The following is a 25990-nucleotide window of genomic DNA, read 5'->3' as shown; positions in this document are numbered from 1 at the left end:
GCGGCCCCAACCCCTCGCGTCTTCACAGCATTCGCCCACGAGATATACTCTTTCCACCCCCGAGTCGCCATGCGACAGCCCGCGCCGCCCTCACATTTGCCGGAGCTTTCCAATGTCCCGTTTCACCGCCCCCATCGCCGAAACCGTCTGGGACATGAAATACCGCCTCAAGGCCGCCGACGGCACGCCCATCGACGCCACGATCGAGGACACCTGGCGGCGCATCGCCCGCGCCACCGCCGCGCCCGAGGCCAATCCCGCCCTGTGGGAGGGGCGGTTCTACGACGCGCTCGAGGATTTCCGGTTCCTGCCCGCGGGGCGGATCGTGGCGGGGGCGGGCACGGGGCGGTCGGTGACGCTGTTCAACTGTTTCGTCATGGGCACGATCCCCGACAGCCTGTCGGGCATCTTCGAGCATCTGCGCGAGGCGGCGCTGACCATGCAGCAGGGCGGCGGCATCGGCTACGATTTCTCGACGATCCGGCCCCGGGGTGCCGGTGTCGCGGGCGTCGCGGCCGATGCCAGCGGGCCGCTATCCTTCATGGATGTGTGGGATTCGATGTGCCGCACCATCATGTCGGCGGGCGCCCGGCGCGGGGCGATGATGGCCACGCTGCGCTGCGACCACCCCGATATCGAGGCCTTCGTCGCCGCCAAGTCCGACCCCGCGCGGCTGCGCAATTTCAACGTGAGCGTTCTCGTCACCGACGCCTTCATGGAGGCGGTCAAGACCGACGGGCCGTGGGATCTGGTCTTTGACGGGCAGGCGGTGCGGCGGATCCGGGCGCGCGATCTCTGGGCGCAGATCATGCGCGCGACCTATGATTATGCCGAGCCGGGCGTGATCTTCATCGACCGGATCAACGAGGCCAACAACCTCGCCTATGCCGAGACCATCGCCGCGACGAACCCCTGCGGCGAACAACCCCTGCCGCCCTATGGCGCCTGCCTGCTGGGCTCGATCAACCTCGCGCGGCTGGTGGACGATCCCTTCGGGGAAAGGGCCGCGCTCGATACCGAGGCGCTGGACGACCTGGTGACCGTGGCCGTGCGCATGATGGACAACGTGGTCGACGTGTCCCGCTTTCCGCTCGAGGCGCAGGCGCGCGAGGCCGCCGCCAAGCGCCGCATCGGGCTGGGCGTCACGGGGCTGGCCGATGCGCTGGCCATGCTGGGGGTGCGCTATGGCAGCGAGGAGGCCGCGCGCGTCACCTCGGACTGGCTGCACCGCGTCGCGCGGGCGGCCTATCTCGCCTCGGCCGGGATCGCTGCGGAAAAGGGCGCCTTTCCGCTTTTCGATGCCGAGGCGTTCCTCGCCGCGCCGCAGATGCAGGCCTTTGACGACGCCGTGCGGCGCGCGGTCAGCAAGCACGGCATCCGCAACGCGCTTTTGACCTCGATCGCGCCCACCGGTACGATCAGCCTGCTTGCGGGCAACGTGTCGTCGGGGATCGAGCCGGTCTTTGCCCATGCCTATACGCGCAAGGTGCTTCAGCGCGACGGCACCCGCAGCGAGGAGGAGGTCGTCGATTACGCGGTCCGGGTCTGGCGCGACCTGCATGGCGACGCGCCCTTGCCCGATCATTTCGTCAGCGCCCAGACCCTTACCCCGGTCGAGCATGTGCGGATGCAGGCCGCGGCGCAGAAATGGGTCGATTCGTCGATCTCCAAGACCATCAACTGCCCCGAGGATATCGGGTTCGAGGCGTTCCAGGACGTGTATCTCGCGGCCTACGAAAGCGGCTGCAAGGGCTGCACCACCTATCGCCCGAACGCCGTCACCGGCAGCGTGCTGAGCGTCTCGCCCGAGGCGCCGGCGGCCCCGCAGGACGGCCCGGACCGGGGCGCGCCGCTCGACCGGCCCCATACGCTCGAGGGGCGGACCTACAAGATCAAGTGGCCGGGCAGCCCCCACGCCATGTACATCACGATCAACGACCTCGTTCAGGACGGCGCGCGGCGCCCCTTCGAGATCTTCGTGAACTCCAAGAACATGGAGCATTTCGCCTGGACCGTCGCGCTGACCCGGATGATCTCGGCGGTGTTCCGGCGCGGCGGCGACGTGAGTTTCGTGGTCGAAGAGCTCAAGGCCGTGTTCGACCCGCGCGGCGGGGCGTGGATGGACGGGCGCTATATCCCCTCGATCCTCGCCGCGATGGGCAACGTGATCGAGCGGCACCTGGTCGAGACCGGCTTCATCGCGGGTGCGGGGCTGGGGCTCAAGACCGACCCCGAGGCCGGGCCCGCCGCCATCGCGGCCCTCGGCGCGGCCTGCCCCAATTGCGGCAGCCACGACACCCGCCCCGACGAAGGCTGCCTGACCTGCCTCACCTGCGGCTATTCGCAATGCGGCTAGGGCGGGCGGTCAGGCAAGGCCGTTCCTGACCGCCAGGTAATTTCCCAGGTAGCTGCGGATATTCTCGGCGCCGACGGGGTTCTGGGAATGGACGTAGAACGAGAACCCGACCGGCAGGGGCGTGGCCCTTTCGCCGGCGCGGTATTCGAGATCCTGCTCGACCATGAATTTGGCGATATCCAGCCCCGTCTCCATCCCCTCGCCGAGATCGTGATCGAAGCTCGCGTGATGCGGCGGCCCGTGGCGGTCGAGCATGGCGCGAAGCTCGGGCAGGCTGCGCGCGATGCGCCACAGCTTGCCATCCGCGGGCGGGTCGCGTTCGTCGTCGATGAAAAGCGCATAGGTCATTGGCGGGCCTTTCCTGCGGATCGCGGATCAGACGATCCGGGGACGTTCGGGCAGATGCCTTTCGCGGTCCAGGATCTCGTCGATGCGAACCGGGCGATGGTCCCATTGATCGACGCCCACGTTCACCGCGCCGCGATAGCCGGGATATTCGGTGTGGACATGCCCGAACAGGTGCACCGCGCCGTTATGCATCCGGGGCCATGACAGCATGGGATAATGGCATAGCACAAGCCGCGTCCCGTCATCGCGCAGCTCGGCGATCTGCTGGACCGAGGCCCAGCCCAGTTTCGCGGTATGCCGGTTGTCGTGGTTGCCCGTGACGAGGTGCTTGCGCCCGGCGACCTCGCGGAAAAGCGCGGCGATATACTCGCGATGGGGCGCGTTCCAGATCATCGCGACATCGCCGAGGATCCACAGATCGTCACGCGGGCCGATGCATGATTTCAGCGTTTCGATATAGGCGCGATCCATTTCGGCCGCCGTCGCGAAGGGGCGGTTGCAATAGCGGATGACGTTTTGATGGTTGAGATGCAGATCGGCGGTGTACCAGTTGGCCATGCGTGTCGGACCTCGGAAAACGGGTATGGGCTGCGCCGGGGGCGCGGGCGGGAAAATGGCGGGAAAAGGTGGGGGGCGGCTCGGCCCCGGTTGCGGCGGAATACGGCAATGGCCCCGCGGGGGGGCGGTGGGTGTTATGCGCGTATGAGGTGCCGGGCGATCATGGCGCAATCGTGATGAACGGATCGCGCGGTGTCAATGGCGCGATCCGTTTTGCCGTCGCGATCAGGTCGCGGGGCGGCTTTCCCTCGCCGGCGTCAGCCAGGCCACCGCGAACAGGTCGTCCGCGTCGGTGAACCAGTCGCCGATGCGCCAGCCCGCCGCCTCGACCAGCCGCGCGAGGCTCTGGCGCGTGAATTTGCGCGAGGCGCTGACATGGATCGCCTCGCCCGCGTCAAAGGCGATGCGGGTGTCGGCCAGCGTGACGGTCTGCGCGCGGGTCGAGACCAGCGCCATGTCGATCCGCGCGAGATCCGCGTTCCAGCTTGCGCGGTAGTCGAAGGACGCGAGGTCGAAATCCGCCCCCGCCTCGGCGTTGAGCCGGGCGAGGATATTGCCGATGAACCGCGCGGTGACGCCCTGCGCGTCGTCATAGGCGGCAACGAGCGTCGCGGTGTCCTTGACCAGGTCGACGCCCAGCAGGAACCCCTCGATCCCCGGCCAGCCGCGGATGTTGCGCAGCAGCGCCTGGGCGGTCGCGGGGGGGAGGTTGCCGATGGTCGAGCCGGGAAAGAACGCCGTCTTGGGCAGCCCGATCACCGTATCGGGCAGGCTCAGCGGCCCCGAGAAATCGCCCGTGACCGGCGCGATATGCAGATCGGGATAGCGCAGCGCGAGCCCCGCCGCCGTGCTGGCCAGGAACTCGGCCGAGATGTCGATGGGCACATAGGCGCCGAAATGCCGCCCCGCATCGAGCAGAAGCTGCGTCTTGACCGAGGCGCCCGAGCCCAGCTCGACCAGCGCGCCGCCGGGCGGGACGAAGCCCACCAGCGTCGCGGCGCGGTCGCGCAGGATGCTCGCCTCGGCGCGGGTGGGGTAGTATTCGGGCAGGCCGGTAATCTGCTCGAACAGCGCGCTGCCGTTGACATCGTAAAGCCATTTGGGGCTCAGCGTCTTTGGCGCGGCGGACAGCCCGGCCAGCGCGTCCTCGAGCAGGGGGCGGTTGAGATCGGCGGCAGGCCGCGTCGCGGCATCCTCCATCAGGCGGCATCCCTGGCAAGGCGCAGGCCGAACATCTGCCAGCGCTGGTGGGGGTAGAAGAACGTCCGGTAGGTCGTGCGCATCTGCGGCGCCGGCGTCGCGCAGGAGCCGCCGCGCAGAACGCGCTGGTTGACCATGAACTTGCCGTTATACTCGCCGAGCGCCCCCTCGGGCGGGCGGAACCCCGGATAGGGCGCGAAATCGGACGCGGTCCATTCCCAGACATCGCCCCAGATCCCCGGACCGGGCAGGGGCCGCAGCGCCCCGATGGCGCCCGCGTCGCCCATCAGGTTGCCCGCGATGGGGCGGTCGCGGAACGCGACCTCGTGCTCGGCCTCGGTGGGCAGCCGCCCCCCCGCCCAGCGGGCAAAGGCGTCGGCCTCGTAATAGCTGACATGGACCACCGGCGCGTCGAGCGCGACGGGCTGCGGGCCGCGCAGCGTATAGGTCCACCACTCGTCATCCTGTTGCCACCAGTAAAGCGGCCGGTCCCAGCCTTCGCGCGTGGCGGTGGCGTGACCCTCCATCAGCCAATGGCGCGGATCGGCGTAGCCGCCATCCTCCATGAAGGCGATCCAGTCGCGGTTGGTCACGGGGCGGTCGGCGATCTCGAAAGGATCGAGCCAGACCTTGTGGCGCGGCCCCTCGCAATCATAGGCAAAGCCGCCGCCCGCATGTCCGATCTCGACCAGCCCGCCCGCGTGCCGGGTAAAGGCCAGCGCCACCTCGGAGGTGACGGGCAGCGGCTCGGGATCCTTGTAGGCGGGCAGCAGCGGGTTGAAGCTGAGCCCGTGCAGCAGGTCGGTCACCAGCAGTTCCTGGTGCTGCATCTCGTGGTGGCAGCCCAGTTCGACCAGCTCGGCGATCTCGTCGCTGTCGTCGCGGTGGCTGTCGAGCAGGTCCGACAGGCTTTCCTCGACATGGGCGCGATAGCCGGCGACGGCCTGCCCCTCGGGGCGCGAAACGAGCCCCCGCCGGTCGCGCGCGTGACGCGGCCCGGCCTGCGTGTAGTACGAGTTGAACAGGAACGCGAAACGGTCGTCAGGCGAACGGTAATCGGGCAGGCGGGGCTTGAGGATGAACTCCTCGAAGAACCAGGTTGTGTGCGCGAGGTGCCACTTGACCGGCGAGGCGTCCTCCATGCTTTGCAGCATCGTGTCCTCGGGGCAGAGCGGCGCGGCCAGCGCCTCGGTCCGGGCGCGGGTGCGGGCGAAAAGCTCGAGCGCCTCGTTGGGATGAAGCGGGGCGGGGGCGACTTTCATCCGGGTCACTCCTTGGTGTGGCTGACGTCCTGCTGGCGCAGGTTTCTCAACCTAAGCGAAATCGCGGCGTGTCAAGGCGGGGCGCGGCGATCTCACCGGATGCCGGCGCAAAGCGCGGTGTTGCCGATATGAACCCGCATCCGCATCGCCGCGCGGTCGGCATCGCGCGCGCGCAGCGCGGCCACGATGGCGGCGTGTTCCTCAATGGACTGGGCCATGCGGTCCTGCGCGGTGTTGGGGATGGGCTGGCGCTGGCTTTCGGTCAGAAGGTCGTGGACCGAATAATAGAGCCGCCGCAGCAGCCGGTTGGGGCTGGCATCCACGACGACGCGGTGAAAGGCGAGATCGGCCTCGACATGGGTGACGAGATCGGCGTCGCGCCAGGCGCGGTCGAACCGGGCGTTCGCGGCCTCGAGCTCGGCGAGCTGCGCGTCGGTGATGACCCCGGCCGCGACGCGGCAAAGCTCGGGCTCGATCACGAGCCGGGTGCGGAACACGTCGGCGATATCGAAATCGTCGCCATAGCGCCACGCGCCGGGCGCGGCGGGTTCGGCGTCGCGATCCACGACGAAGGTGCCGCGCGCGGGATAGGTCCGCAAAAGGCCCAGCGTCTCGAGCGTGAGCAGCGCCTCGCGCAGCGACGGGCGCGACACCTTGAGCCGCTCGGACAGCACCCGCTGCGACGGGATGCGGTCGCCGGGGCGCAGGGCGCCGTCGCGGATCATGTCCTGGATCTGGCGGGCGACGGTCTCGATCACCGGCATCTTGGTCTGCATGGCGGCCTTTTTCTCGCGGGCGGGGGCGGGCCGCGCAAGGCCCGGCGATCAAGACTGTTGCGTTTGTTGCGCGTCGGTGCTTGCATACTGGTCAGACCGGTTTGGCCGGTCAACGCATAAACACAACCAACCAATCAACGGGGAACATGACATGATCGGGAATCACCTTAAGGCCGCGGTGGCGGGGCTCGCCCTTTTCGGGGCCTCGGCCGGGGGCGCGATGGCGCAGGACACGCTGACCGTGGGCGCCAATATCGGCAACGTCCCGTGGGAGTTCCAGGACGAGACCGGCGAGGTCGTGGGATTCGAGATCGACCTCGTGAACGCGGTGGCCGAGCGGCTGGGCGCCGAGGTCGAGATCGTCAACATCCCCTTCAACGGGCTGTTCTCGGCGGTGCAGTCGGGGCGCATCGACATCGCCACCTCGTCCATCACCATCACCGACGAGCGGCTCGAATCGGTGTCCTTTGCCCAGCCCTATTACGACAGCGACCAGTCGCTGACCGTGGCCGAGGGCGGCCCCGCCTCGCTCGACGAGATGGAGGGCAAGGTCGTCGGCGTCGATACCGGCTCGACCGGGGACATGTGGGTGTCGGAAAACCGCGACCAGTACGGGTTCGCCGATGTGCGCAGCTACGAGGGGCTCGCGCCCGCGATGCTCGACCTGACGGCGGGGCGGATCGACGGCTATATCTCGGACATTCCGGCGCTGCTCTACTACGTCAAGGACAAGCCGCAGCTCAAGGTCGTGCAGCGCATCGAGACGGGCGAGGCCTATTCGATGATGTTCGCCAAGGATTCCGAGCTGGCGAGCCAGGTGAACGACGTGCTCACCACCCTCAAGGAAGAGGGCGTGGTGGCCGATCTGCATGAAAAGTGGTTTGGCGCGGCCCCCGAGGACACGACCTCGACCGTGCAGGTCCGCCCGATGCCGTCGCTCGACTGATCGACCGACCGTCTGGCGCGGGCCGGGGCGCGACCCCCGGCCCGCCGTTTCGTGTTTCCCGTTTCCCGACCAGCCAAGGCCCCGCATGGATATCTTCGAGACCTTCTTCAACACCGAGGTTTTGTTGCGGACCTGGCCGCTGCTGATGCAGGGGCTGTGGGTGACGGTGCAGCTCGGCGTGGCGAGCATCGTGGCGGGGCTGATCCTTGGGCTGTTTCTCGCGATGGTGCGGCTTTACGGGCCGGGGCCGGTGCGTCTGCTGACGCGCATCTATATCGACATCTTCCGGTCGATCCCGCTGCTGGTTCTGCTCATCATCGTCTATTACGCGCTGCCCTTCGTCGGGCTGCGGCTGTCGCCGTTTGCCTCGGCCATGTCGGCGCTGACGCTGGTCTCGGGCGCCTATACCGCCGAGATCTTCCGCGCCGGGATCGAGGCCATCCCGCGGGGCCAGTTCGAGGCATCCGCCGCGCTGGGCCTCAACCACCGCCAGACCATGACCGACGTGATCCTGCCGCAGGCGGTCAAGATCGTGATCCCGCCGCTGACCAACAATTCGATCAACGTGGTCAAGGACACCGCGCTCGCCTCGGTCGTGGCCATGCCCGACCTGCTGAAACAGGCAACGCAGGCGCAGGCGCTGGCCGCCAATCCCAGCCCGCTGATCGGCGCGGCGGTCATCTATATCGCGTTCCTGTGGCCGCTCGTCTGGGCCGTGTCGCGGATGGAGCGCCGCTTCGGACAGGGGGCGCGCTGATGGCCGCCTTTGTCTCGATCCGCAATCTTCGGAAATTCTACGGCAGCTTCCAGGCGCTCAAGGGGATCGACCTCGAGATCGCCAAGGGCGAGGTCGTCTGCGTCGTCGGCCCGTCGGGATCGGGCAAATCGACCCTGATCCGCTGCATCAACCGGCTGGAGACCTTTTCCGACGACAGCGAGATCCGTGTCGACGATATCCCCGTCGTGCCGGGCCGGTCGCTGGCCAAGGTGCGCGCCGAGGTGGGGATGGTGTTCCAGTCCTTCAACCTGTTCCCGCATCTCACGGTGCGCGAGAACGTCATGCTGGCCCCGCGCCGCGTGCGCGGAACCGGGCGTGGCGATGCCGCCGCGCAGGCCGACAGGCTGCTGGCGCGCGTGGGCATCGGCGAGCAGGCCGACAAGTATCCCGGCAACCTTTCGGGCGGGCAGCAGCAGCGCGTGGCCATCGCCCGCGCGCTGGCGATGGAGCCGCAGGTGATGCTGTTCGACGAGCCGACATCGGCGCTCGACCCCGAAATGGTGGGCGAGGTGCTCGACGTGATGCGCGACCTCGCCGGCACCGGCGTCACGATGGTGGTGGTCACGCACGAGATGGGGTTCGCGCGGCAGGTGGCCGACCGCGTGATCTTCATGGATGGGGGGGAGATCATCGAGACCGGCACCCCCGAGCAGGTGCTCGGCGCCCCGCGCGAGCCGCGCACGCGGGATTTCCTCAGCGCCGTTCTGAATCACTGACAAGGACAACCGAGATGACCGATACCCCGACCGACGCGCTCGACATGGGCTTCGTGCGCAGCCAGTTCCCCGGCCTCGAGGCCGACTGGGTGTTCTTCGACAATGCCGGCGGGTCGCAGACCGTGCGCGGCGCGGTCGACCGCATCACCGAGTTCCTGTTCACCCGCAACGTCCAGATCGGCGGCAGCTATGCCGTCTCGCAGGCCGCGGCCGAGGCGCTGATGATGGGGCGGCATGCCGCGCAGACGCTGGTCAACGCCGCCCGCCCCGAGGAAATCGTGTTCGGCCATTCGACCACGGCGCTGATGCAGATCCTCGCCAACGCGATCCGCGGACAGTTCGGCCCCGGCGACGAGGTGATCGTGACCGTCGCCGATCACGAGAGCAATATCGGCCCCTGGGACCGGCTGCGCGAGTTCGGCATCGAGGTGAAGTTCTGGCCCATCGACCGCGACAGCTATCGCATGAACCTCGACGATCTCGACGCGCTGATGACCGAGCGCACGCGGCTTGTCTGCGTGCATCACGTCTCGAACATCCTCGGGCGGGTGAACCCCATCGCCGATATCGCGCGGTTCGTGCATGACCGCGGCGCGCTGATCTGCGTGGACGCGGTCGCCTATGCGCCGCATCGCGCGATCGACGTGCAGGCCTGGGATGTCGATTTCTACGTCTTCAGCCTTTACAAGACCTACGGGCCGCATACCGCCATGATGTATGGCAAATACGACCTGCTGGCCGAGCTGGACGGGCAGTATCACTATTTCTACGGCAAGGAAAAAGTGCCCGGCAAGCTCGAGCCCGGCAATGCCAATTACGAACTGGCCTACAGCACCGTCGGCGTCGTCGACTACCTGTGCGAACTGGGCCGCCGGCAGGGCGAGACCGGCAGCCGCCGCGCGCAGCTCGAGGCCGCCTTTGCCGCCATTACCCGGCAGGAGGATATCCTCACGGGGCGGCTGCTCGACTGGCTGGCCGGGCGCGAGGATTGCCGCGTGATCGGCGTCGCGGCCAATGACAACAGCGAACGGGTGCCCACCGTCGCCTTCAAGATCGAGGGCCGGGATTCGGGCGCGGTCGCGCGGGCGATGGACGATTACGGCATCGCCATCCGTTTCGGCGATTTCCACTCGCGCCGGCTGATCGAGGATCTGGGCGAGGATGGCGGCAACGGCGTCGTGCGCGTGTCGATGGTGCATTACAACACCGTCGCCGAGCTCGACCGGATGACCGACGCGCTGGAGCGGATCCTGGCACGGGCCGCCGCCTGATCGCGGCGGCCCCCGCGCGCGTCAATCCGCGGGCGGCGGCACCCGGTCCGCAAAGGCGTCGTGGATGTCGCCCGCGCGCGTGATCCAGATGTCGTCGCGCCGTTCCGCGATCCGTTCGACCACCTTGCGCAGGCGGCGCAGGCGGAAGGGCTGGCCGACGATATAGGGGTGCAGCGCGATGCCCATGACGATGGGCTGGCGCTGCGCCTGTTCCAGCCGTTCGTCGAAATCGTCCTCGATCATCTCGGCGAAATCCTCCATCGAGTGCTGCCGGGCGATGATCGTGGGGATGTCGTTCAGCTCCTGCGGATAGGGGATCGACAGGAGCGGCCCGTGTTCGGTGCGTTTCCACACGGGCTGGTCGTCCATCGCCCAGTTCAGGCTATAGCGATAGCCCGCCTCGGCCAGCAGGTCGGGGGTTGCAAAGCTCTCGGCGATCCAGGGGCTGAGCCAGCCGCGCGGGGCCTGCCCCTCGGCCTGCGCCAGAACGCCGGTCGCCTCGGCGATCATGGCGCGTTCCTCGTCGCGCGACATGGTGTCCTGACGCTCGCTGTTGGTGCGGCCATGCCCGGCGATCTCGTCGCCGCGGTCGCGGTGGGCCGCCATCAGGTCGGGGGCGTGGTCGTACATCGTGCTGTTGGCCAGCACCGTCGCGGGCAGATCGAGCGCGTCGAACATCTCGATCATGCGCCACGCGCCGACCCGGTTGCCGTAGTCGCGCCAGGCATGGTTGAGGATATCGGGCGCCGGGCCGTCATTGGGCGAAAGCTGCGCGCCGCGTTTCTCGTCAAAGGCGAAATGCTCGAGATTGATGCCGAAATAGACGGCGAGGCGCTTGCCGCCCGGCCAGTCGAAATCGGGCCGGTCCGTGATCGCGCTGTAGTCGAAGCGGCCGTGATGGGTCAGTTCGCTCATAGCGGCGCCTCTGCCAGCCCGGCGGCGGCCAGCAGACGCTCGGCGCTGTCGTTCCAGACCTCGGTGCGCGTGATGAGCCCGTCCCTGACCTCGAAGAAATCGACGAAGCGGTTCCCATCGAAGGCGGTCCCGTCGGGCCATGCGCCGTGCAGGTGCCCGGTCGTCCAGACATGGACCGCGCCCGTTTCCGCGTTCTCGACCGCATCGACCCAGAGGATCGTCTTTTTCACCCAGTCATAGCGTTTGGCGTTGAAGGCGGGCGGATCCTCGGGGCCGTCCATCACGCGCCCGCCGGTAAAGACGATCCTGCAATCGGGAGCCAGGTATTGCCGCGCGCCCTCGGGGTCGCGGGCCATCGAGCGTTCGAGATAGGCATCGACGATGCGTCTGGCGCGGGCGGTGGGGCTTTCGGTCACGGCGGTGATCTCCGGTGTTCTGGCATTGGAGGCGGGAAACGCGCGGCCGGGTCGACGAGGTCCTTGCGCCGGTCGCGCGCGCGGTGAAGTCATGGCCGCATGTTGCGCCTCCTGTCCATCGCCGCGCTTGTCGCGCCTGCCGCCCTTGCGCAAACCGCGCCCGAAGGGGCGGTGCCGCTCGACCCCGCAGGGTTCGCCGAAAGCCCCGTGGCCGAGCTGCGGCTGGGGCAGGCGCTGTTCTACGATCCCGTCCTGTCGGGCAATCGCGAGGTAAGCTGCGCGACCTGCCACCACCCCCGTTTTGCCACCGGGGATGGCGTGGCGCTGGGGCTGGGGGACGGGGGCGAAGGGCTCGGCCCCGAGCGGCGCGTCGACCCCGACAACCCGCCCGAGCAGCGCATCCCGCGCAATGCGCCGCCGCTGTTCAACCTCGGGCATCGCGATGTCGGCGTGATGTTCGCCGACGGCCGGATCGAGCGCGACCCCGCCCGCCCCTCGGGGCTGCGCACGCCGCTCGAGGACGAGATGGTGACGGGGTTCTCGGGGCTCTTGTCGGCGCAGACGATGTTTCCGGTGCTTTCGCCCGACGAGATGGCGGGCCATTACGGCGAGAACGAGGTATCGCAACTGGTGCGGCAGGGCCGGCTGACGGGGCCGGGCGGCGCGTGGGAGGCGATCGCCGCGCGGGTCGCCGCGATCCCGGCCTATCGCGAGGGGTTCGCCGCCGCCTATCCCGAGATCGCGGGCGGGCGCACGATCGCGTTCACCGATATCTCGAACGCCATCGCGGCTTTCATCGCGCATGAATGGCGCGCTGACGACAGCCCGCATGACCGCGCGTTCCGGGGCGAGGCGGTGCTCGGCCCCGAGGCCGCGCGGGGCCGGGCGCTGTTTTACGGCGCGGCGGGTTGCGCCGCGTGCCATTCCGGCCCGCTCCTGTCGGACCAGTCCTTTCACGCGATGGGCGCGCCGCAGATCGGTCCCGGCAAGGCCGAGCGGTTCGAGAGCCACCATCGCGACGAGGGGCGGGCGCGCGTGACCGGCCGCGCCGAGGATATGTTCGCCTTTCGCACGCCGATGCTGCGCAATGTCGTCGAGACGGGGCCGTGGGGCCATGCCGGGGCGCATGACGATTTGCGCGCGTTCCTGGCCGACCACGCGGACCCGGCGGCGGGGCTGGCGCGGTTCGAGCCCCGCGCGGTGCTGCCCGACCTGCCGGGCGCCGAGGACTGGACCGAGACCGCGGGGCCGGGCCGCGACGCCATCGCCGCGGCCGTCGCGGTGGCGCCGGTGACGCTGGATGAGGACGCGCTCGACGCGCTCATGGCGTTTCTCGGGGCGTTGAGCGATCCGGTCTCGCTGTCGGGGCGCATGGGCATCCCGGAAACGGTGCCCTCGGGGCTGCCGGTGGCGCGCTAGGGATCGGGCGACAGGGTCACGACCTGCCCGGCCGTCGCCTCGTGCCAGGGCCCGGTTCGCCCGCCGGGCCATGTCACGCGGATCTCGGCCCGCGTGGCGTCGCCAAGCCCGAAATGGATCGGGCCGGCCTGTCCGCCGCCATGGCCGCCGCCCACCGTGACCTCGCGCCAATGGGTGCGGCCGTCCGGGGTCCGCAGCGCGATCCATGCGCCCACGGCGCGGGTGTTGGGCGCGGGCATCGACAGATCGACCGCCAGCCAGTTGCCCGCGCCCGGCGTCGCGTTCTGCCACAGCGCCAGCGGCGCGCGCCGCGCCGATGCAACGAGATCGAGCCGCCCGTCGCCGTCGAAATCGGCCAGCGCGCCCCCGCGCGAGCGCGCGTCATCGGCGATCCCCGCGGCAAGCCCGGCCTCGGTGAATGTACCATCGGGCCGGCCCATCAGCAGGTTGTTGGGGTCGCGCATGGCGTTCGAGGGCATCTGGTCCACGTTGCCCTTGGCGATGAACAGGTCGAGCCGGGCGTCGTTGTCGATATCGCCGAACTCGGCATGCCACCCGGTCGAGGGCCGCCCGTCATCGCCGGTATAGGGCCGCTGGGCCGCCGCGCCGGTGGCGAAGGGCGCGTTGCGCATCGTGCCCGCGTCGTTGAACTGCAAGAGCTGGTCGCCCATCGAGGTCAGCATCACCTCGGGAAAGCCGTCTCCGGTCAGGTCGGCGCTGGCGATCCCCATCCCCCAGAGCGACACGCGCGCCCAGCCATCGGCCTCGGTGCGGGGGGAGAGCGGATCGAGGCGCCACATCTCTTCGTATCCACCCCGGACATAGTAGTGCCGATCGTTCGAGATCCGCAGCTCGGGCGTGCCGCTGCGCTGCCAATCCGAGATCAGCATCGACAGCGCGCAATAGCCCGGCGCGATGGGTCGAGGCGGGCCGTAGCGGTCGCCGCGGGGGCGGTGCAGCTCGTTGTCGTCGCAGGCCCCGAACGGGCCCTGCGGATCGGCGCGGTCGACGTAATTGCCGATGGCGAGCGTCGGGCGCGTGGCGCCGTCCTCCCACGTCGCGGAAAGGGCCGTCGACCAGGCCGCGCCGCCCGCAAAGCCCCATTCGCCGCTCACGTCGGTGAAGCCGCAGGCCCCGTCGCCGCGCATGAGCAGGTTCGCCCCCACGCGCAGCACCGCGAGGTCGAGCGCCCCGTCGCCGTCAATATCCAGCGGCCAGAGCCCCGTGACCCCCCGCAGATCGGGCAGGGTGCCCATGTCGAACCGGATCGGCGCACCGGGGGCGGGGGTGGCGTTGACAAAGAGGCGCGCGGGCTCGGTGCCGCCGGCGGCGACGATGTCGGGGCGCCCGTCGCCGTTGCAGTCGAGCACGGCGACGCCGCCGCCCACGAAATGCTCCCACCCGCCGGGATAGACATGCGCGACCGGGAAGGCGTCGGGCCGGGGGTCGAAACGTGGCCCCTCGGCCAGCGCGGGCCCGGCGAGCAGCGCCAGCATCAGCGCCGCGCGGCTCATGCCACGGCCTCGCGCGGGGCGGTCACGACACGCTCGGTCAGGTGATCGAGCGCCAGCGCCGCCGCCCCGTGCGCCCAGAGCAGATCGCCCCATTCATGCACCAGAAGCGGCGTCGGCCCCTGTCCCGCGTCGATGACGACATGGCGCAGCTCGGCCGCCAGCGCGTCGCGGTCGAGCCAGTCATAGCGCATCCGCCCCCCTGACAGGATCAGCAGCTTGGGGTCGAAGAGGTTGATGACCGTGGCCAGCCCCGTGGCGAGATAGCGGCGCGCGTTGCGCACCACCGACCGCGCGGCCTCGTTGCCGGCGGCGGCCTCTTGCGAGAGCAGCTCGATCAGTTCGGGGATGGCCAGCGCCGCGTCGGGGCCGAGATTGAGCGCGGCGGGGGCCTCGCGTGCGATGGCGTAATCGGCGAGATAGGCCTCGAGACAGCCGCGCTGGCCGCAGCGGCAGAGCGCGCCGTCGATCTGCACCTTGGTATGGCCGAGCTCCAGCCCCAGCCCGTTGGCCCCGCGAAACAGCCGGTGGCCCAGCACGACGCCGATGCCCACGCCCTGCTCGACCGTGACGACGGCGAAATCCGAGGTTTCGCGCCCCTTGCCGAACCACAGCTCGGCCAACGCGACGAGATTGGCGTCGTTGTCGATGCGCGTGGCCACGCCCAGCCGTGCCGTCGCCAGCGCGGCGAGGTCCACGTCGCGCGCATCCAGCACCGGCGACCAGAAGACCCGCCCCGCGGCATGATCGACAAAGCCCGGCAGCCCGATGCCGACCCCCCCGAGGTCGCGGCGGTCGCGCCCGGCCTCGGCCAGCATCGCGTCGAGCATCGCGGCGATGCCCTCGACATGGGCCTCGGCCGCCATGTCGCGATCGGCGCAGGGCTGGCGCGATGTGGCGAGGCGGTTGCCCGCGAAATCGACGAGGATGCCCGAGCGTTCGCGCGCGGCGATCTTGATGCCCGCAACGACGAAGGTTTCGGGACAGACGGCCAGCCCCACGGGCGGGCGGCCGCGCACCACGTCGCCGGGATCGCGCGGGGCGGCGTGTTCGCGCAGGATGCCGGCCTCGATCAGATCGGCGGTCATGGTCGAGACGGTGCCGGGCGAGACGCCCAGATCCTTGGCGACCTGCGCGCGCGACACCGGCCCCGAGGCGCGGATATGGTCGAAGATGCGCAGCTTGAGCGGGCGCGCGCCGCCGGGATCGCCCAGCAGGACCGGGCCGCAGGTGACGGCGGGGCGGGACGGCTCGGGGCCCTGCAATTCGTTTCCCTCTCGAACAAAAGGCCCCGGCACGGAGCACTGGAACGCCACCGCCGGCCCGCTACGGGCACGGCATTGCGTCGATCCTGCAAGAACGTCGCGAAAGATGCAAAGATTAGTTTGACAGGAAAACTATAAACCGCAAGATGGCCGTGTCCGGGGCGGAACGACTCCGACATTCCTTTGGGAGGATACCATGAACAGACGCACCCTTCTTGCCGCGGCCCTTTCGGCCACCGCGCTGACCCCCGCCTTTGCGCAGGACGGCCCGACCGTCGGCGTGAGCTGGTCGAATTTCCAGGAAGAACGCTGGAAGACCGACGAGGCGGCGATCAAGGCCGCGCTCGACGAGGCGGGGGCGACCTATATCTCGGCCGACGCGCAATCGTCGTCGTCCAAGCAGCTTTCCGATATCGAATCGCTGATCTCGCAGGGGGCCGACGCGCTCATCATCCTCGCGCAGGACAGCCAGGCGATCATCCCCGCCGTCGAGCTTGCCGCCAATAACGGCATCCCGGTCGTGGGCTATGACCGCCTGATCGAGGATCCGCGCGCGTTTTACCTGACCTTCGACAACGTCGAGGTCGGGCGGATGCAGGCCCGCGCCGTGTTCGAACAGCAGCCGACCGGCAATTACGTGATGATCAAGGGCTCGCCCACCGATCCCAACGCCGATTTCCTGCGCGGCGGCCAGCAGGAGGTATTGCAGGAGGCGATCGACGCGGGCGACATCACCATCGTCGGCGAAGCGTATACCGATCAATGGCTTCCGGCCAATGCCCAGCGCAACATGGAACAGATCCTGACCGCCAACGACAACAATGTCGACGCGGTCGTGGCCTCGAACGACGGCACCGCGGGCGGCGCCGTGGCCGCGCTTTCGGCGCAGGGAATGGATGGCATCCCCGTCTCGGGCCAGGATGGCGACAAGGCCGCGCTGAACCGCATCGCGCAGGGTACGCAGACCGTTTCCGTCTGGAAGGACAGCCGCGAGCTGGGCCGCAACGCCGCCAATATCGCCGTGTCGATGGCGAACGGCACCGAGATGAGCGAGGTCGAGGGCGCCGAGGAATGGACCTCGCCCGGCGGCACGACGCTCTGGGCCGAGTTCCTCGCGCCGGTGCCGATCACGCAGGACAATCTCGACGTGGTCGTGGATGCCGGCTGGATCTCGCAGGACGAGCTGTGCCAGGGCGTCGAGGGCGGCCCCGCGCCCTGTGAGTGATCCCGCATCCCGCGCGCCGCTGCCCTAGGCGGCGCGCGACCGGGTCGGCCCCGATGCGTGCGCGATGCCCGCGCCGGGGCCGGCCCCACCGCTGCTTTTCACCCCCGGTAACAGGTGTCCCATGGCCGAGGCGAGTGCCCCCCGCGCGCGAGCGCCGCGCAAATCCATCTTCGAGACGCTGGGCATCGACACCCGGCTGCTGGGCATGGTGGGCGCCTTCGTCGTCGTCTGCGTGATGTTCAACATCCTGACCGACGGGCGTTTCCTGACCCCGCGCAACATCTTCAACCTGACGATCCAGACCGTCAGCGTGGCGATCATGGCCACCGGCATGGTTTTCGTCATCGTCACGCGCCATATCGACCTGTCGGTGGGCTCGCTCCTGGCGACCTGCTCGGCGATGATGGCGATCACGCAGACCAACATCCTGCCGGGGCTCGGGCTCGATTTCGGCAACCCGCTGATCGCGCCGGTGGCCATCGTCGTGGGCCTCTTGACCGGTGCGGCGATCGGGGCGTTCCAGGGCTATATCATCGGCTATCTCGCGGTGCCGGCCTTCATCGTGACGCTGGGCGGGCTCCTGGTCTGGCGCAACGTGGCGTGGTACCTGACCAGTGGCCAGACCATCGGCCCGCTGGACGAGACCTATCAGCTTTTGGGCGGCATCTCGGGCACCATGGGCGAAACCGGGTCGTGGATCCTGGGCGCCGTCGCCGTGATCGTGGCCTGCATCGCCATCTGGTCGGCGCGGCGCGCGCGCATCGCGCACGAGTTCCCGGTCAAGCCCGTCTGGGCCGAGGTCGCGCTGATGGCGGTGTCGGCGGTGCTGATCCTCGGATTCGTCGCGGTGCTCAACGCCTATGACGTGCCGGGCCGGGTGCTCGCCCGCGAGTTCGAGGCCGCGGGCACCACCATGCCCGAGGGCTATACGCAGGGCTATGGCGTGCCCTATTCGGTGCTGCTGCTGATCGCGGTCGCCGTGGCGATGACGGTGGTGGCGCGGCGCACGCGGCTGGGGCGCTATATCTTCGCCACGGGCGGCAACCCCGACGCGGCCGAGCTGTCGGGCATCAACACGCGGCTCCTGACGGTCAAGGTTTTCGCCATCATGGGCACGCTCTGCGCGCTGGCGGCCCTGGTGGCGAGCGCGCGGCTGTCGTTCCACTCCAACGATATCGGCACGCTGGACGAGCTGCGCGTCATCGCCGCCGCCGTGATCGGCGGCACCGCGCTGGCGGGCGGGATGGGCACGATCTATGGCGCCATCCTCGGCGCGCTCATCATGCAGTCGCTGCAATCGGGGATGGCCATGGTCGGCGTCGACGCGCCGTTCCAGAACATCGTCGTGGGGGGTGTGCTGGTGCTCGCCGTGCTGGTCGACATCGTCTATCGCAAACGCACGGGAGCCAAATGATGGTCGATCGCAGCGGAACCCCATTGGTCGAGATGCGCGATATCTCGATCTCGTTCGGCGGTATCAAGGCCGTCGATCACGTCTCGGTCGACCTGTTCCCCGGCGAGGTCGTGGGCCTGTTGGGGCATAACGGGGCGGGCAAATCGACGCTCATCAAGTGCCTGTCGGGCGCCTACAGGCAGGATTCGGGCGAGATCTTCGTCAACGGCAAGAAGGCCGATATCCAGACGCCGCGCGATGCCCGCACCTACAATATCGAGACGATCTACCAGACGCTCGCGCTGGCCGACAATCTCGACGCCGCGTCGAACCTGTTTCTCGGGCGCGAGCTGACCACCGCGCTGGGCTTTGTCGACGATGCCGCGATGGAGGCCGAGACGCGCCGGATCTTCAAGCGGCTCAATCCCAATTTCCGCAAGTTCGCGGCCCCCGTCTCGTCGCTGTCGGGCGGGCAGCGCCAGTCGGTCGCCATCGCCCGCGCGGTCTATTTCGAGGCGAAGATCCTCGTCATGGACGAACCCACCGCAGCGCTCGGCCCGCAAGAGACGCAGATGGTCGCCGAGCTGATCCAGGAGCTCAAGAAACAGGGGCTGGGGATCTTTCTCATCGACCATGACGTGCACCAGGTGAAACGGCTTTGCGACCGGGCGGCGGTGATGAAGAACGGCGAGCTCGTCGGCGTGGTCGAGGTCGACAAGGTCTCGACCGACGATCTGCTGGGCATGATCATCGCCGGCAAGACGCCCGAGCACCTGGCGGCATGATGTATCTGGGGCTGGACCTGGGAACGTCGTCGCTCAAGGCGCTGCTGATCGACGAGAACGAGGGCGTGATCGCCGAAGAGACCGTGCCGCTGACCGGAACGCGGCCGCGCGACGGCTGGTCCGAGCAGGATCCGGGCGACTGGCTGGCGGCCACGGACACGGTGCTGACCGCGCTGGGTGGGCGCGCCGATCTGGGCGCGGTCGCCGGAATCGGGCTTTCGGGGCACATGCATGGCGTCGTGCTGCTGGACGCGGTCGACCGGGTGCTGCGGCCCTGCATGATGTGGAACGACACGCGCGCCCACGACCAGGCCGCGCGCATGGATGCCGAGCCGGGCTGGCGCGAGATCACCGGCAATATCGTCTTTCCGGGCTTTTCCGCGCCCAAGGCCGCCTGGGTCCGCGAGACCGAGCCCGAGACCTGGGACCGCGTTTCGGCCTGCCTGTTGCCCAAGGATTTCCTGCGGCTCTACCTGACCGGAGAGCGCGTGGCCGAGATGTCGGACGCCTCGGGGACGGCATGGCTCGACGTCGGTGCGCGCGACTGGAGCGACGATCTGCTGGCGCGTTCGGGGCTCGACCGCGCGGCGGTGGGGCGGCTGGTCGAGGGCGCCGAGGTTTCTGGCGGGCTCAGGGCCGTGCTGGCCCAGCGTCACGGCCTGCCCGAGGGCGTGCCGGTCGCGGGCGGGGCCGGGGACAACGCCTCCTCGGCCATCGGGATGGGAGTCGTGGCGCGGGGGCAGGCCTTTGTGTCGCTGGGCACGTCGGGGGTGCTGTTTGCCGCGACCGAAGGGTTCAGCCCGCGCCCCGAGACGGCGGTGCACAGCTTTTGCCACGCGCTGGCCGGGACGTGGCACCAGATGGGGGTGATCCTGTCGGCCACCGATTCGCTGAACTGGGCGGCGCGCCTGATGGGCGAGGATCCCGCCGCGCTGACCGCCGGGCTGGACGAGTTGCGGGCGCCGGGGCGCCCCGTTTTCCTGCCCTACCTGGGCGGAGAGCGGACCCCGCTGAACTCGGCCACCGCGCGCGGCGCCTTTTTGGGGCTCGACCACGCGACCGACCGTGCGGCCGCGACCCGCGCGGTGATCGAGGGCGTGACATTCGCACTGCGCGATTGCCGCGATGCGCTGGCCGAGACGGGAACCGCCATCGACAGCCTCGTGGCCGTCGGCGGGGGCAGCCGCTCGGACTACTGGCTCGAGGCCATCGCGACGGCGCTGGACGTGCCGGTGGACGTGCCGCAGGCGGGCGAATACGGGGCCGCGCTGGGTGCGGCGCGGCTGGGCCGGATGGCCGCCACGGGCGACACCGCGGCCGCCGCCCCCCCCGTCGCGCGGCGGATCGAGCCCGTCGAAGCGTTGTCGGACGCGTTCGCCGCCGGACATGCCCGCTATCGCGACGCGGCGCGTTTCGCGGCGGGCTTTGGCTGAGGGCGCGCGCAGGGCCCGGCCGGTGCGCAAGGCGGCGCGCGCGGTATCGGGTATTTGGAAAGAGAAGAGTTCGGATCAGGCCCGCGCGCCCGCGCGGGGGGCGGCGTCGCGGATCATCTCGGGCGTGACCAGCACCGTGCCGCGCCCGCTGCAGCGATAGAACTGCGCGTCGCGCCCGGCATCGACGCCGATCCGCGTGCCGAAGGGCAGGACGCTGCCCGGCGCCACGATGCAGCGGCTGAGCAGCGCGCCCTCCGAGACCATCGTGCGCGGCATGAGCAGCGAATCGACGATGCCGTGATGTCGGTCGCGCAGCCGCATCTGCGCGGGGCGCAGCGGCCGGGGCAGGGGAAAGGGCGGCGTGTCGGAGGCGAAATCGAGCGCCGCGTCGAGCAGCCCGTCGAGCGTGCCCACGTCGCGCCAGTAGAACGGCCGCGCCCGGCCCGGCGCATGGACGATGGCGCGCCCTTCGGTCACGGCGACGGGCAGGATGTCATGTCCGAAATCCAACGCCTCGGGAACCTGGGCCAGATGCGCGCGCAGCCAGGCCCAGTCGAAGACATAGAGCCCCATGCTGACCATCGAGCGCGACGGATCGCCCGCGCAGCCCGGCGGGTTCGCGGGCTTTTCGACGAAGCGCGAGATCCGCCCGCCCGGATCGGCGGCGAGCACTCCGAAGGCCGAGGCGGTGGCGCGCGGCACCAGATCCACGGCGACCGTGACCGAGGCGTGACGCCGCCGGTGATCGGCGATGAGGTCGCGGTAATCCATGCGATAGACGTGGTCGGCGGCGAGGACCAGCAGCTCGCGCGCGCCCGAAGCGTCGATCTCGTCCATGAGGATGCGCACCGCGTCGGCAGTGCCGCGCGACCCCTCGCGGCGGCCGGTGACGGTCGGGCCATGGCGCAGCCGCAGCGCGATGCGGTCCGACCACGTGCGCCGCAGGTGCCCGTGCAGGGGCGCGGCGCGGTATTGCGTGGCCACCGTCGCCGCGCCGAAGCCCGAGCGGCAAAGATTGCCCATGGTGAAGTCGATGATCCGGTTCTCGCCGAGAAAGGGGACGGCCGGTTTGCACAGCGTATCGGTCAGCTCGTGCAGGCGCGTGCCCCGTCCGCCCGCCAGCACGATCGCCGCGACCCGCGTTCCGGCCGCGGCCGACGTGGCGGGAACGGGGGCGGCCAGGTTGCAGGAATGGGGCATAACCGGGCCTCCCGACCGTTCATGAAGCGTTAACCCCGCAATGCCCCACCCCCCGATACGGTTCCGCGATACCGGGGATTTTCGCCCGAAATTCAGGCGTCTATGTCTTTTCACTTAGCAGCCGCACGGGAAATCCCGCCCCCGATCCGGGGTCGGCCCATATCTCGCGCATCCCTGCCGGCGCGGCACCCGTCCCGATCTCGACGGCGACGCGCGCGCCCTCGTGGCGGCGGGTCATGGCGCGGCTGCCGTCGCGCGCGGTCCACTCCACCGCGCCCTCGGCGAACAGCGCGGGGGCATCCGCGCGCAGCGCGAGCGCATGGCGGACAAGCCGCGCCTTGCGGTCGGCGAGTCGGTCGTCCGCGGGCAGGCGTGCCAGCGCCGCCCAGTCAGGCGGGCGGCGGTTGTCGGGGTCGGTCAGGTGCAGGATCGCGCCTTCGCCGCCCTGGTAGATATCGGGCATTCCGGGCGCGATGCAGCGCAGGGCCAGCTCGGCCAGCGACAGGCTTTCGCCGATCTCGACCAGCCGCAGCAGGTCGGGCGGGCGGGTGTCGTCCCAGCGGGCCATGAGCGCGCGGACCCAATCCTGCATCCGCGCCTCGAGCGCCTCGTCGGGGGCGATCCAGTAGCTGACCTCCTTGCCCTCGCGCAGCGCCTTGACCATGTGCGCGGCCACGCGCTCGGCCGCCTCGGGGGCGCCCCAGAGAGCCAGCGCCGCCTGCATGGCGTAGAACCGCCGGTTCGCCTCGAGCGTCCCCGCGCCGGGCAGCCCCTCGGCCTCGCGCCAGAGCGCGGCAAAGGCGTCGGGGGCGTGGGTGATGGCGGCGATCCGGGCGCGGGCGTCTTCGCTGCGCTTGGTGTCGTGGCTCGAGCCGAGCGTCAGGGCGTGGGGCCATTGCGCCTGGCGGTCGGACCAGAAGGCCGCGATCTCGGCGGTTCGGGCTGTGGGACGGTCGGGATCGGCGCCGACCTCGTTGGCCGAGAGCAGCCGGTTGAACCGGAACCCGGCCGTGTCCTCATGCGCCTTGGCCAGCAGCGCGCCCGAGACCTGTTCCATCCGCACGGCAAGCCGCCGCGCGGGTGCGGTTTCGCCCTCGAGGATGCGCGCCACGACCCAGTCGATCTCGTCACGCAGGCGCACGTTCTGCGCGGCGTGATCGGCGCTGTCCGTCCAGATCGCGCGATCGTCGGCATCGGCGCCCGCGCCGATATAGCTGCGATAGCGGGGAAAGGCGGTGAGCAGTTCGCTCAGCGCCTCGCGCAGGATCTCGGGGCCGGTGGGGCGGCCTTCGTCCTCGGCCACCGCCTCGGCGAGACCGCGAAGCTGACGCAGCTCGGCGGCAAGCTCGTCGGTCAGCATCTCGCGCTTGGCCGTCTCGACCTGGGCGTGGAAATCGCCCTCGATCCCGGTGGCCTCGCGCCAGAGCGCGTCGATGACCTTGAGCCCGTCGGGGTCGGTGAGGCTTTGCGCGATGACGGCCGCGGCCTCGTAGCCGGTGGTGCCGGCAACGGGCCAGTCCCGCAGGGTTTCGCCGGTCACGAGGATCTTTTCGACCCAGATCGGCAGGTCGGGCAGGCTTGCGGCCAGGCGTTCGAGATAGCCGCCCGGATCGACGAGCCCATCGACGTGATCGACGCGCAGCCCGTGGATCAACCCCTGCCGCGCGAGGTCGAGCACTTCGGCATGGGTGCGTTCGAACACGGCCGCGTCCTCGACCCGCACGCCGATCAGGCCCGTGACCGAGAAGAAGCGGCGATGCGTGATGCTGTCGCGTTCGAGCTGCCATGGCAGGAGACGCCAGGCCTGCCGCCCCATTACGGTCTCGGCCTGTTCGGGCGACAGGGGGCCGGTCGCGTCGTCCGCGGTACCGGGGGCGAGGGGCAGCGACAGCGCGCCGACGCGCATGCTGTCGCCCTCGATCGCGACGCCGCCCGCCTCTGCCGTCTCGGCCAGCGGCTCGATCGCCCATGGCAGGACCAGCGGCCCCGCCGCCCAGTCGATATCGAAGACGGGGGCGTGTTCGCTCTGCTGCCCGTGGCGCAGCACATCGACCAGCCAGGGCGTGTCGAGCCCGAAGGCCATGTGGTTCGGCACGATGTCGAGGATGATCTCGAGCCCCGCATCGCGGGCCGCGCGCGACAGCGCCTCGAACCCGTCGCGCCCGCCGAGCGCGGGGTCGATCCGCGTCGGGTCGGTCACGTCATAGCCATGGGTCGAACCGGGTTGCGCGGCCAGGATCGGCGGCAGGTAGAGATGGCTCACCCCCAAAGCCGCGATCTGCGGCAGGCGGTCGCGCAGGGCCGCGAAATCCATCCCCTCGCGAAGCTGGACCCGGTAGGAGGCTGTGAATGTCATTGAGGGTCTCCGATGCCCACGCGAAGTCCGGCGCCGGTCTCCGCCTTGTGATAATAGATCTCGCGCATGTCGTCGCTGCCCGAGGGCGGCTCGCCCTCCATGGTGAAGGCGATCTCGAGCGTGCCGTCGGCGAAACGCCAGCGCGCGCGCAGCGACCTGTCGGACAGGCGGTCGACCTCGGTGCCGTGCCAGCCGCTGGACAGAAGCGGGATCACATGCTCGTGGCGCAGGCCGAGGCAATGACGGGTCAGCGCGCGCCAGTCCTCGGCATCCTCGGCCGCGCGGGCATAGGGGCGCGAATCGGCAAAGGTCTGGCGGGCATTGGGGTCGGGGATCTCGTCGCGGGCATCGGCGAATTCGGGAAACTCGGACCGCCGCCCCTGCCGCACGGCATCGGCGAGATCGCCGTGGAAATCGGTGAAGAACTGGAACGGCGCGCGGGCGCCCACCTCTTCGCCCATGAAGAGCATGGGAATGAAGGGCGCGCAGAGCAGCATGGCGTGGACGACCTGCGCCGTGGCCGGGTCGGTCAGCGCCACCAGCCGCTCGCCCATGGCGCGGTTGCCGACCTGGTCGTGGGTCTGGTTGGCGTTGACGAAATGATCGGGCGGCAGGTGGCCCGACGGCTCGCCGCGGGGGGTGTCCTGATGCGGGCGGGGCTGCCCCTGGTCGACCTGCCCGTCGCGCATGGCGGTAACGAGATCGCCGAAGGGATCGACCGAGAAGGGGCGGTAATAGGACGCGCTTTCGCCGGTCAGAAGGCAGTGGATCGCGTGGTGCCAGTCGTCGTTCCACTGGGCGCGGATAGGATGGTCCCCCGAGACGTAGCTTGCGAGGTTGCGTTCGTCCTCGGTCACGAGATGGATGCGCCGGCCCTTTTCCTCGAGCGGGGCGAGCCGCTCGGCCATGCGGGTCAGGAACCAGGTATCCTCGGCCCGGCCGATCTGGTGCACCGCGTCGAGCCGCAGCCCGTCCGCCCGGTAGTCGCGCAGCCACATCTCGGCATTGCCGATAAAGAAATCCTGCACCTCGGGGCGGTCGAAATCTATCGCCGCGCCCCAGGGGGTGTGCCGCTCCGCGTCGAAGAACTCGGGGCAGACCTGGCCCAGCACGTCGCCCTCGGGGCCGAAATGGTTGTAGACCGCGTCGATCAGCACCATCAGCCCGGCCTCATGCGCGATCCGCACGAAGGCCGCCATGTCGTCGGGCGTGCCGTAGGCGGGATGGATCGCGTAGGGCAGAACGCCGTCATAGCCCCAGCCGCGCTCGCCCTCGAACTGGGCGAGCGGCATCAGCCCGATGGCGGTGATCCCGAGATCGGCCAGCCCGTGCAGACGTTCGGCCGCGGCGCGAAGCGTGCCCTGCGCGGTGAAGGTGCCGACATGGAGTTCGAGGATGACGGCCTCGGCCCAGTCGCGCCCGGTCCATGTCGCGTGGTGGATCAGCGCGCCGGGATCGACCAACACCGAGCGGGCGGCGACACCGCCATCCTGCCGCCGCGAGGCCGGGTCGGGAAAGACCCGCCCGCCGATCTCGAAACCATAGCGCGCGCCGGGCGCGGCCTCGACGCGGATGTGGTGCCAGCCCTCGGCATCCCGTTCCATCGAATGGCGCGCCTCGTCCAGCACCAGCGCGACGCCTTCGGCCGAGGGGGCCCATGTCGCGATATCCCATGCCCCGTCCGGTCGGCGTGTCGCGCCCCAAGCCCGTTTCCCGTGTTCCATCCCGCCCCCGTAATCCCGCGCGGCCCATTGCGCCGCATGGCAAAACGCCGGCCGGGGCCGCGCGGTTCAATGCGGCCGCGAAAGAGGCTGCCGCGCCGGCCGCCGCGATCCCCGCTTGCGCATATCGGGCGATCTGC

22 protein-coding genes are annotated in these 25990 nt (G+C 69.7%); 10 read left to right on the top strand and 12 right to left on the bottom strand.

The features are described from left to right. The first annotated feature begins 112 nt into the window (after positions 1 to 112). Entirely contained in the window at positions 113 to 2356 is a 2244-nt protein-coding gene (locus E2L08_RS06790) for an adenosylcobalamin-dependent ribonucleoside-diphosphate reductase (RefSeq protein ID WP_133396309.1), read from the top strand. A 9-nt stretch (positions 2357 to 2365) separates the two neighbouring features. Here E2L08_RS06790 and E2L08_RS06785 read toward each other — a convergent pair whose 3' ends face one another. The 5 genes from E2L08_RS06785 to E2L08_RS06765 form a co-directional block, all read right to left on the bottom strand. After that, positions 2366 to 2704 (bottom strand): cyclic-phosphate processing receiver domain-containing protein, encoded by a 339-nt coding sequence (locus E2L08_RS06785; RefSeq protein WP_133396308.1) that lies wholly within the window; start codon positions 2702 to 2704, stop codon positions 2366 to 2368. A 27-nt stretch (positions 2705 to 2731) separates the two neighbouring features. Continuing rightward, complete coding sequence (locus E2L08_RS06780) at positions 2732 to 3262, bottom strand: metallophosphoesterase (protein ID WP_133396307.1); 531 nt, start codon at positions 3260 to 3262, stop codon at positions 2732 to 2734. A 225-nt stretch (positions 3263 to 3487) separates the two neighbouring features. Beyond that, positions 3488 to 4462 (bottom strand): L-histidine N(alpha)-methyltransferase, encoded by a 975-nt coding sequence (gene egtD, locus E2L08_RS06775; protein WP_133396306.1) that lies wholly within the window; start codon positions 4460 to 4462, stop codon positions 3488 to 3490. Next, positions 4462 to 5724 (bottom strand): ergothioneine biosynthesis protein EgtB, encoded by a 1263-nt coding sequence (egtB, locus tag E2L08_RS06770; protein WP_133396305.1) that lies wholly within the window; start codon positions 5722 to 5724, stop codon positions 4462 to 4464. Before egtB ends, egtD begins: the two co-directional genes overlap by 1 nt. 92 nt (positions 5725 to 5816) lie before the next feature. Further along, entirely contained in the window at positions 5817 to 6500 is a 684-nt protein-coding gene (locus tag E2L08_RS06765; protein WP_133396304.1) for a FadR/GntR family transcriptional regulator, read from the bottom strand. A gap of 151 nt (positions 6501 to 6651) precedes the next feature. On the opposite strand from E2L08_RS06765, the gene E2L08_RS06760 reads away from it, so the two are divergent. The 4 genes from E2L08_RS06760 to E2L08_RS06745 all read left to right on the top strand — a co-directional run bounded on the left by E2L08_RS06760 (position 6652) and on the right by E2L08_RS06745 (position 10211). Further along, positions 6652 to 7446: a basic amino acid ABC transporter substrate-binding protein gene (locus E2L08_RS06760; RefSeq protein WP_133396303.1), complete on the top strand. Its 795-nt coding sequence runs from the start codon at positions 6652 to 6654 to the stop codon at positions 7444 to 7446. 85 nt (positions 7447 to 7531) lie between these two features. Next, a complete protein-coding gene (locus tag E2L08_RS06755; protein ID WP_133396302.1) occupies positions 7532 to 8203 on the top strand; it encodes an amino acid ABC transporter permease in 672 nt (223 codons plus the stop codon). Next, entirely contained in the window at positions 8203 to 8940 is a 738-nt protein-coding gene (locus tag E2L08_RS06750) for an amino acid ABC transporter ATP-binding protein (protein ID WP_133396301.1), read from the top strand. The genes E2L08_RS06755 and E2L08_RS06750 overlap by 1 nt, the downstream gene beginning before the upstream one ends. Positions 8941 to 8954: 14 nt before the next feature. Continuing rightward, entirely contained in the window at positions 8955 to 10211 is a 1257-nt protein-coding gene (locus E2L08_RS06745) for a cysteine desulfurase-like protein (protein WP_240758140.1), read from the top strand. A 21-nt stretch (positions 10212 to 10232) separates the two neighbouring features. Here E2L08_RS06745 and E2L08_RS06740 read toward each other — a convergent pair whose 3' ends face one another. Together E2L08_RS06740 and E2L08_RS06735 are read right to left on the bottom strand one after the other, a co-directional pair. Then, on the bottom strand, positions 10233 to 11126 hold the full coding sequence (locus tag E2L08_RS06740) for a polysaccharide deacetylase family protein (protein WP_133396300.1): 894 nt from the start codon (positions 11124 to 11126) through the stop codon (positions 10233 to 10235). Further along, the gene (locus tag E2L08_RS06735) at positions 11123 to 11542 is read right to left on the bottom strand and encodes a nuclear transport factor 2 family protein (protein WP_240758139.1); all 420 of its coding nucleotides are present in this window, start codon (positions 11540 to 11542) and stop codon (positions 11123 to 11125) included. The genes E2L08_RS06740 and E2L08_RS06735 overlap by 4 nt, the downstream gene beginning before the upstream one ends. A gap of 99 nt (positions 11543 to 11641) precedes the next feature. Here E2L08_RS06735 and E2L08_RS06730 point away from each other — a divergent pair, with 99 nt between their 5' ends. After that, a complete protein-coding gene (locus E2L08_RS06730; RefSeq protein ID WP_133396298.1) occupies positions 11642 to 12961 on the top strand; it encodes a cytochrome-c peroxidase in 1320 nt (439 codons plus the stop codon). Here the strand turns inward: E2L08_RS06730 and E2L08_RS06725 are convergent. Together E2L08_RS06725 and E2L08_RS06720 are read right to left on the bottom strand one after the other, a co-directional pair. Then, positions 12958 to 14475, bottom strand: coding sequence for a CRTAC1 family protein (locus E2L08_RS06725; RefSeq protein ID WP_133396297.1), 1518 nt, complete (start codon positions 14473 to 14475; stop codon positions 12958 to 12960). The genes E2L08_RS06730 and E2L08_RS06725 overlap by 4 nt on opposite strands. Then, entirely contained in the window at positions 14472 to 15737 is a 1266-nt protein-coding gene (locus tag E2L08_RS06720) for an ROK family transcriptional regulator (protein WP_240758138.1), read from the bottom strand. Before E2L08_RS06720 ends, E2L08_RS06725 begins: the two co-directional genes overlap by 4 nt. A gap of 196 nt (positions 15738 to 15933) precedes the next feature. On the opposite strand from E2L08_RS06720, the gene xylF reads away from it, so the two are divergent. From xylF to xylB, 4 genes are all read left to right on the top strand, one after another. Then, on the top strand, positions 15934 to 16962 hold the full coding sequence (xylF, locus tag E2L08_RS06715) for a D-xylose ABC transporter substrate-binding protein (protein WP_133396296.1): 1029 nt from the start codon (positions 15934 to 15936) through the stop codon (positions 16960 to 16962). 121 nt (positions 16963 to 17083) lie between these two features. Continuing rightward, positions 17084 to 18376: a sugar ABC transporter permease gene (locus E2L08_RS06710; protein WP_133396295.1), complete on the top strand. Its 1293-nt coding sequence runs from the start codon at positions 17084 to 17086 to the stop codon at positions 18374 to 18376. Further along, positions 18376 to 19140 (top strand): ATP-binding cassette domain-containing protein, encoded by a 765-nt coding sequence (locus E2L08_RS06705; protein WP_133396294.1) that lies wholly within the window; start codon positions 18376 to 18378, stop codon positions 19138 to 19140. Before E2L08_RS06710 ends, E2L08_RS06705 begins: the two co-directional genes overlap by 1 nt. After that, a complete protein-coding gene (gene xylB / locus E2L08_RS06700) occupies positions 19140 to 20573 on the top strand; it encodes a xylulokinase (RefSeq protein ID WP_133396344.1) in 1434 nt (477 codons plus the stop codon). Before E2L08_RS06705 ends, xylB begins: the two co-directional genes overlap by 1 nt. Positions 20574 to 20648: 75 nt before the next feature. Here the strand turns inward: xylB and E2L08_RS06695 are convergent, their stop codons facing one another. From E2L08_RS06695 to treZ, 3 genes are all read right to left on the bottom strand, one after another. Beyond that, positions 20649 to 21773: a sugar phosphate nucleotidyltransferase gene (locus E2L08_RS06695; RefSeq protein WP_133396293.1), complete on the bottom strand. Its 1125-nt coding sequence runs from the start codon at positions 21771 to 21773 to the stop codon at positions 20649 to 20651. Between the two features lie 100 nt (positions 21774 to 21873). Further along, positions 21874 to 24129, bottom strand: coding sequence for a malto-oligosyltrehalose synthase (gene treY, locus E2L08_RS06690; RefSeq protein WP_133396292.1), 2256 nt, complete (start codon positions 24127 to 24129; stop codon positions 21874 to 21876). Continuing rightward, entirely contained in the window at positions 24126 to 25853 is a 1728-nt protein-coding gene (gene treZ, locus E2L08_RS06685) for a malto-oligosyltrehalose trehalohydrolase (RefSeq protein ID WP_133396291.1), read from the bottom strand. Before treZ ends, treY begins: the two co-directional genes overlap by 4 nt. Positions 25854 to 25990: the final 137 nt, after the last annotated feature.

The organism is Palleronia sediminis (genome assembly GCF_004358695.1).
In the GTDB taxonomy this organism is placed as follows: domain Bacteria; phylum Pseudomonadota; class Alphaproteobacteria; order Rhodobacterales; family Rhodobacteraceae; genus Palleronia; species Palleronia sediminis.
Note: the sequence above shows the minus strand (reverse complement) of the source record. Positions and strands in the feature narration are given on the sequence as shown.

Coding starts and splice junctions, on each gene's coding strand:
- E2L08_RS06790 (WP_133396309.1), top strand. CDS start 113: ATGTCCCGTTTCACCGCCCCCATCGCCGAAACCGTCTGGGACATGAAA.
- E2L08_RS06785 (WP_133396308.1), bottom strand. CDS start 2,704: ATGACCTATGCGCTTTTCATCGACGACGAACGCGACCCGCCCGCGGAT.
- E2L08_RS06780 (WP_133396307.1), bottom strand. CDS start 3,262: ATGGCCAACTGGTACACCGCCGATCTGCATCTCAACCATCAAAACGTC.
- egtD (WP_133396306.1), bottom strand. CDS start 4,462: ATGGAGGATGCCGCGACGCGGCCTGCCGCCGATCTCAACCGCCCCCTG.
- egtB (WP_133396305.1), bottom strand. CDS start 5,724: ATGAAAGTCGCCCCCGCCCCGCTTCATCCCAACGAGGCGCTCGAGCTT.
- E2L08_RS06765 (WP_133396304.1), bottom strand. CDS start 6,500: ATGCAGACCAAGATGCCGGTGATCGAGACCGTCGCCCGCCAGATCCAG.
- E2L08_RS06760 (WP_133396303.1), top strand. CDS start 6,652: ATGATCGGGAATCACCTTAAGGCCGCGGTGGCGGGGCTCGCCCTTTTC.
- E2L08_RS06755 (WP_133396302.1), top strand. CDS start 7,532: ATGGATATCTTCGAGACCTTCTTCAACACCGAGGTTTTGTTGCGGACC.
- E2L08_RS06750 (WP_133396301.1), top strand. CDS start 8,203: ATGGCCGCCTTTGTCTCGATCCGCAATCTTCGGAAATTCTACGGCAGC.
- E2L08_RS06745 (WP_240758140.1), top strand. CDS start 8,955: ATGACCGATACCCCGACCGACGCGCTCGACATGGGCTTCGTGCGCAGC.
- E2L08_RS06740 (WP_133396300.1), bottom strand. CDS start 11,126: ATGAGCGAACTGACCCATCACGGCCGCTTCGACTACAGCGCGATCACG.
- E2L08_RS06730 (WP_133396298.1), top strand. CDS start 11,642: ATGTTGCGCCTCCTGTCCATCGCCGCGCTTGTCGCGCCTGCCGCCCTT.
- E2L08_RS06725 (WP_133396297.1), bottom strand. CDS start 14,475: ATGAGCCGCGCGGCGCTGATGCTGGCGCTGCTCGCCGGGCCCGCGCTG.
- xylF (WP_133396296.1), top strand. CDS start 15,934: ATGAACAGACGCACCCTTCTTGCCGCGGCCCTTTCGGCCACCGCGCTG.
- E2L08_RS06710 (WP_133396295.1), top strand. CDS start 17,084: ATGGCCGAGGCGAGTGCCCCCCGCGCGCGAGCGCCGCGCAAATCCATC.
- E2L08_RS06705 (WP_133396294.1), top strand. CDS start 18,376: ATGGTCGATCGCAGCGGAACCCCATTGGTCGAGATGCGCGATATCTCG.
- xylB (WP_133396344.1), top strand. CDS start 19,140: ATGTATCTGGGGCTGGACCTGGGAACGTCGTCGCTCAAGGCGCTGCTG.
- E2L08_RS06695 (WP_133396293.1), bottom strand. CDS start 21,773: ATGCCCCATTCCTGCAACCTGGCCGCCCCCGTTCCCGCCACGTCGGCC.
- treY (WP_133396292.1), bottom strand. CDS start 24,129: ATGACATTCACAGCCTCCTACCGGGTCCAGCTTCGCGAGGGGATGGAT.
- treZ (WP_133396291.1), bottom strand. CDS start 25,853: ATGGAACACGGGAAACGGGCTTGGGGCGCGACACGCCGACCGGACGGG.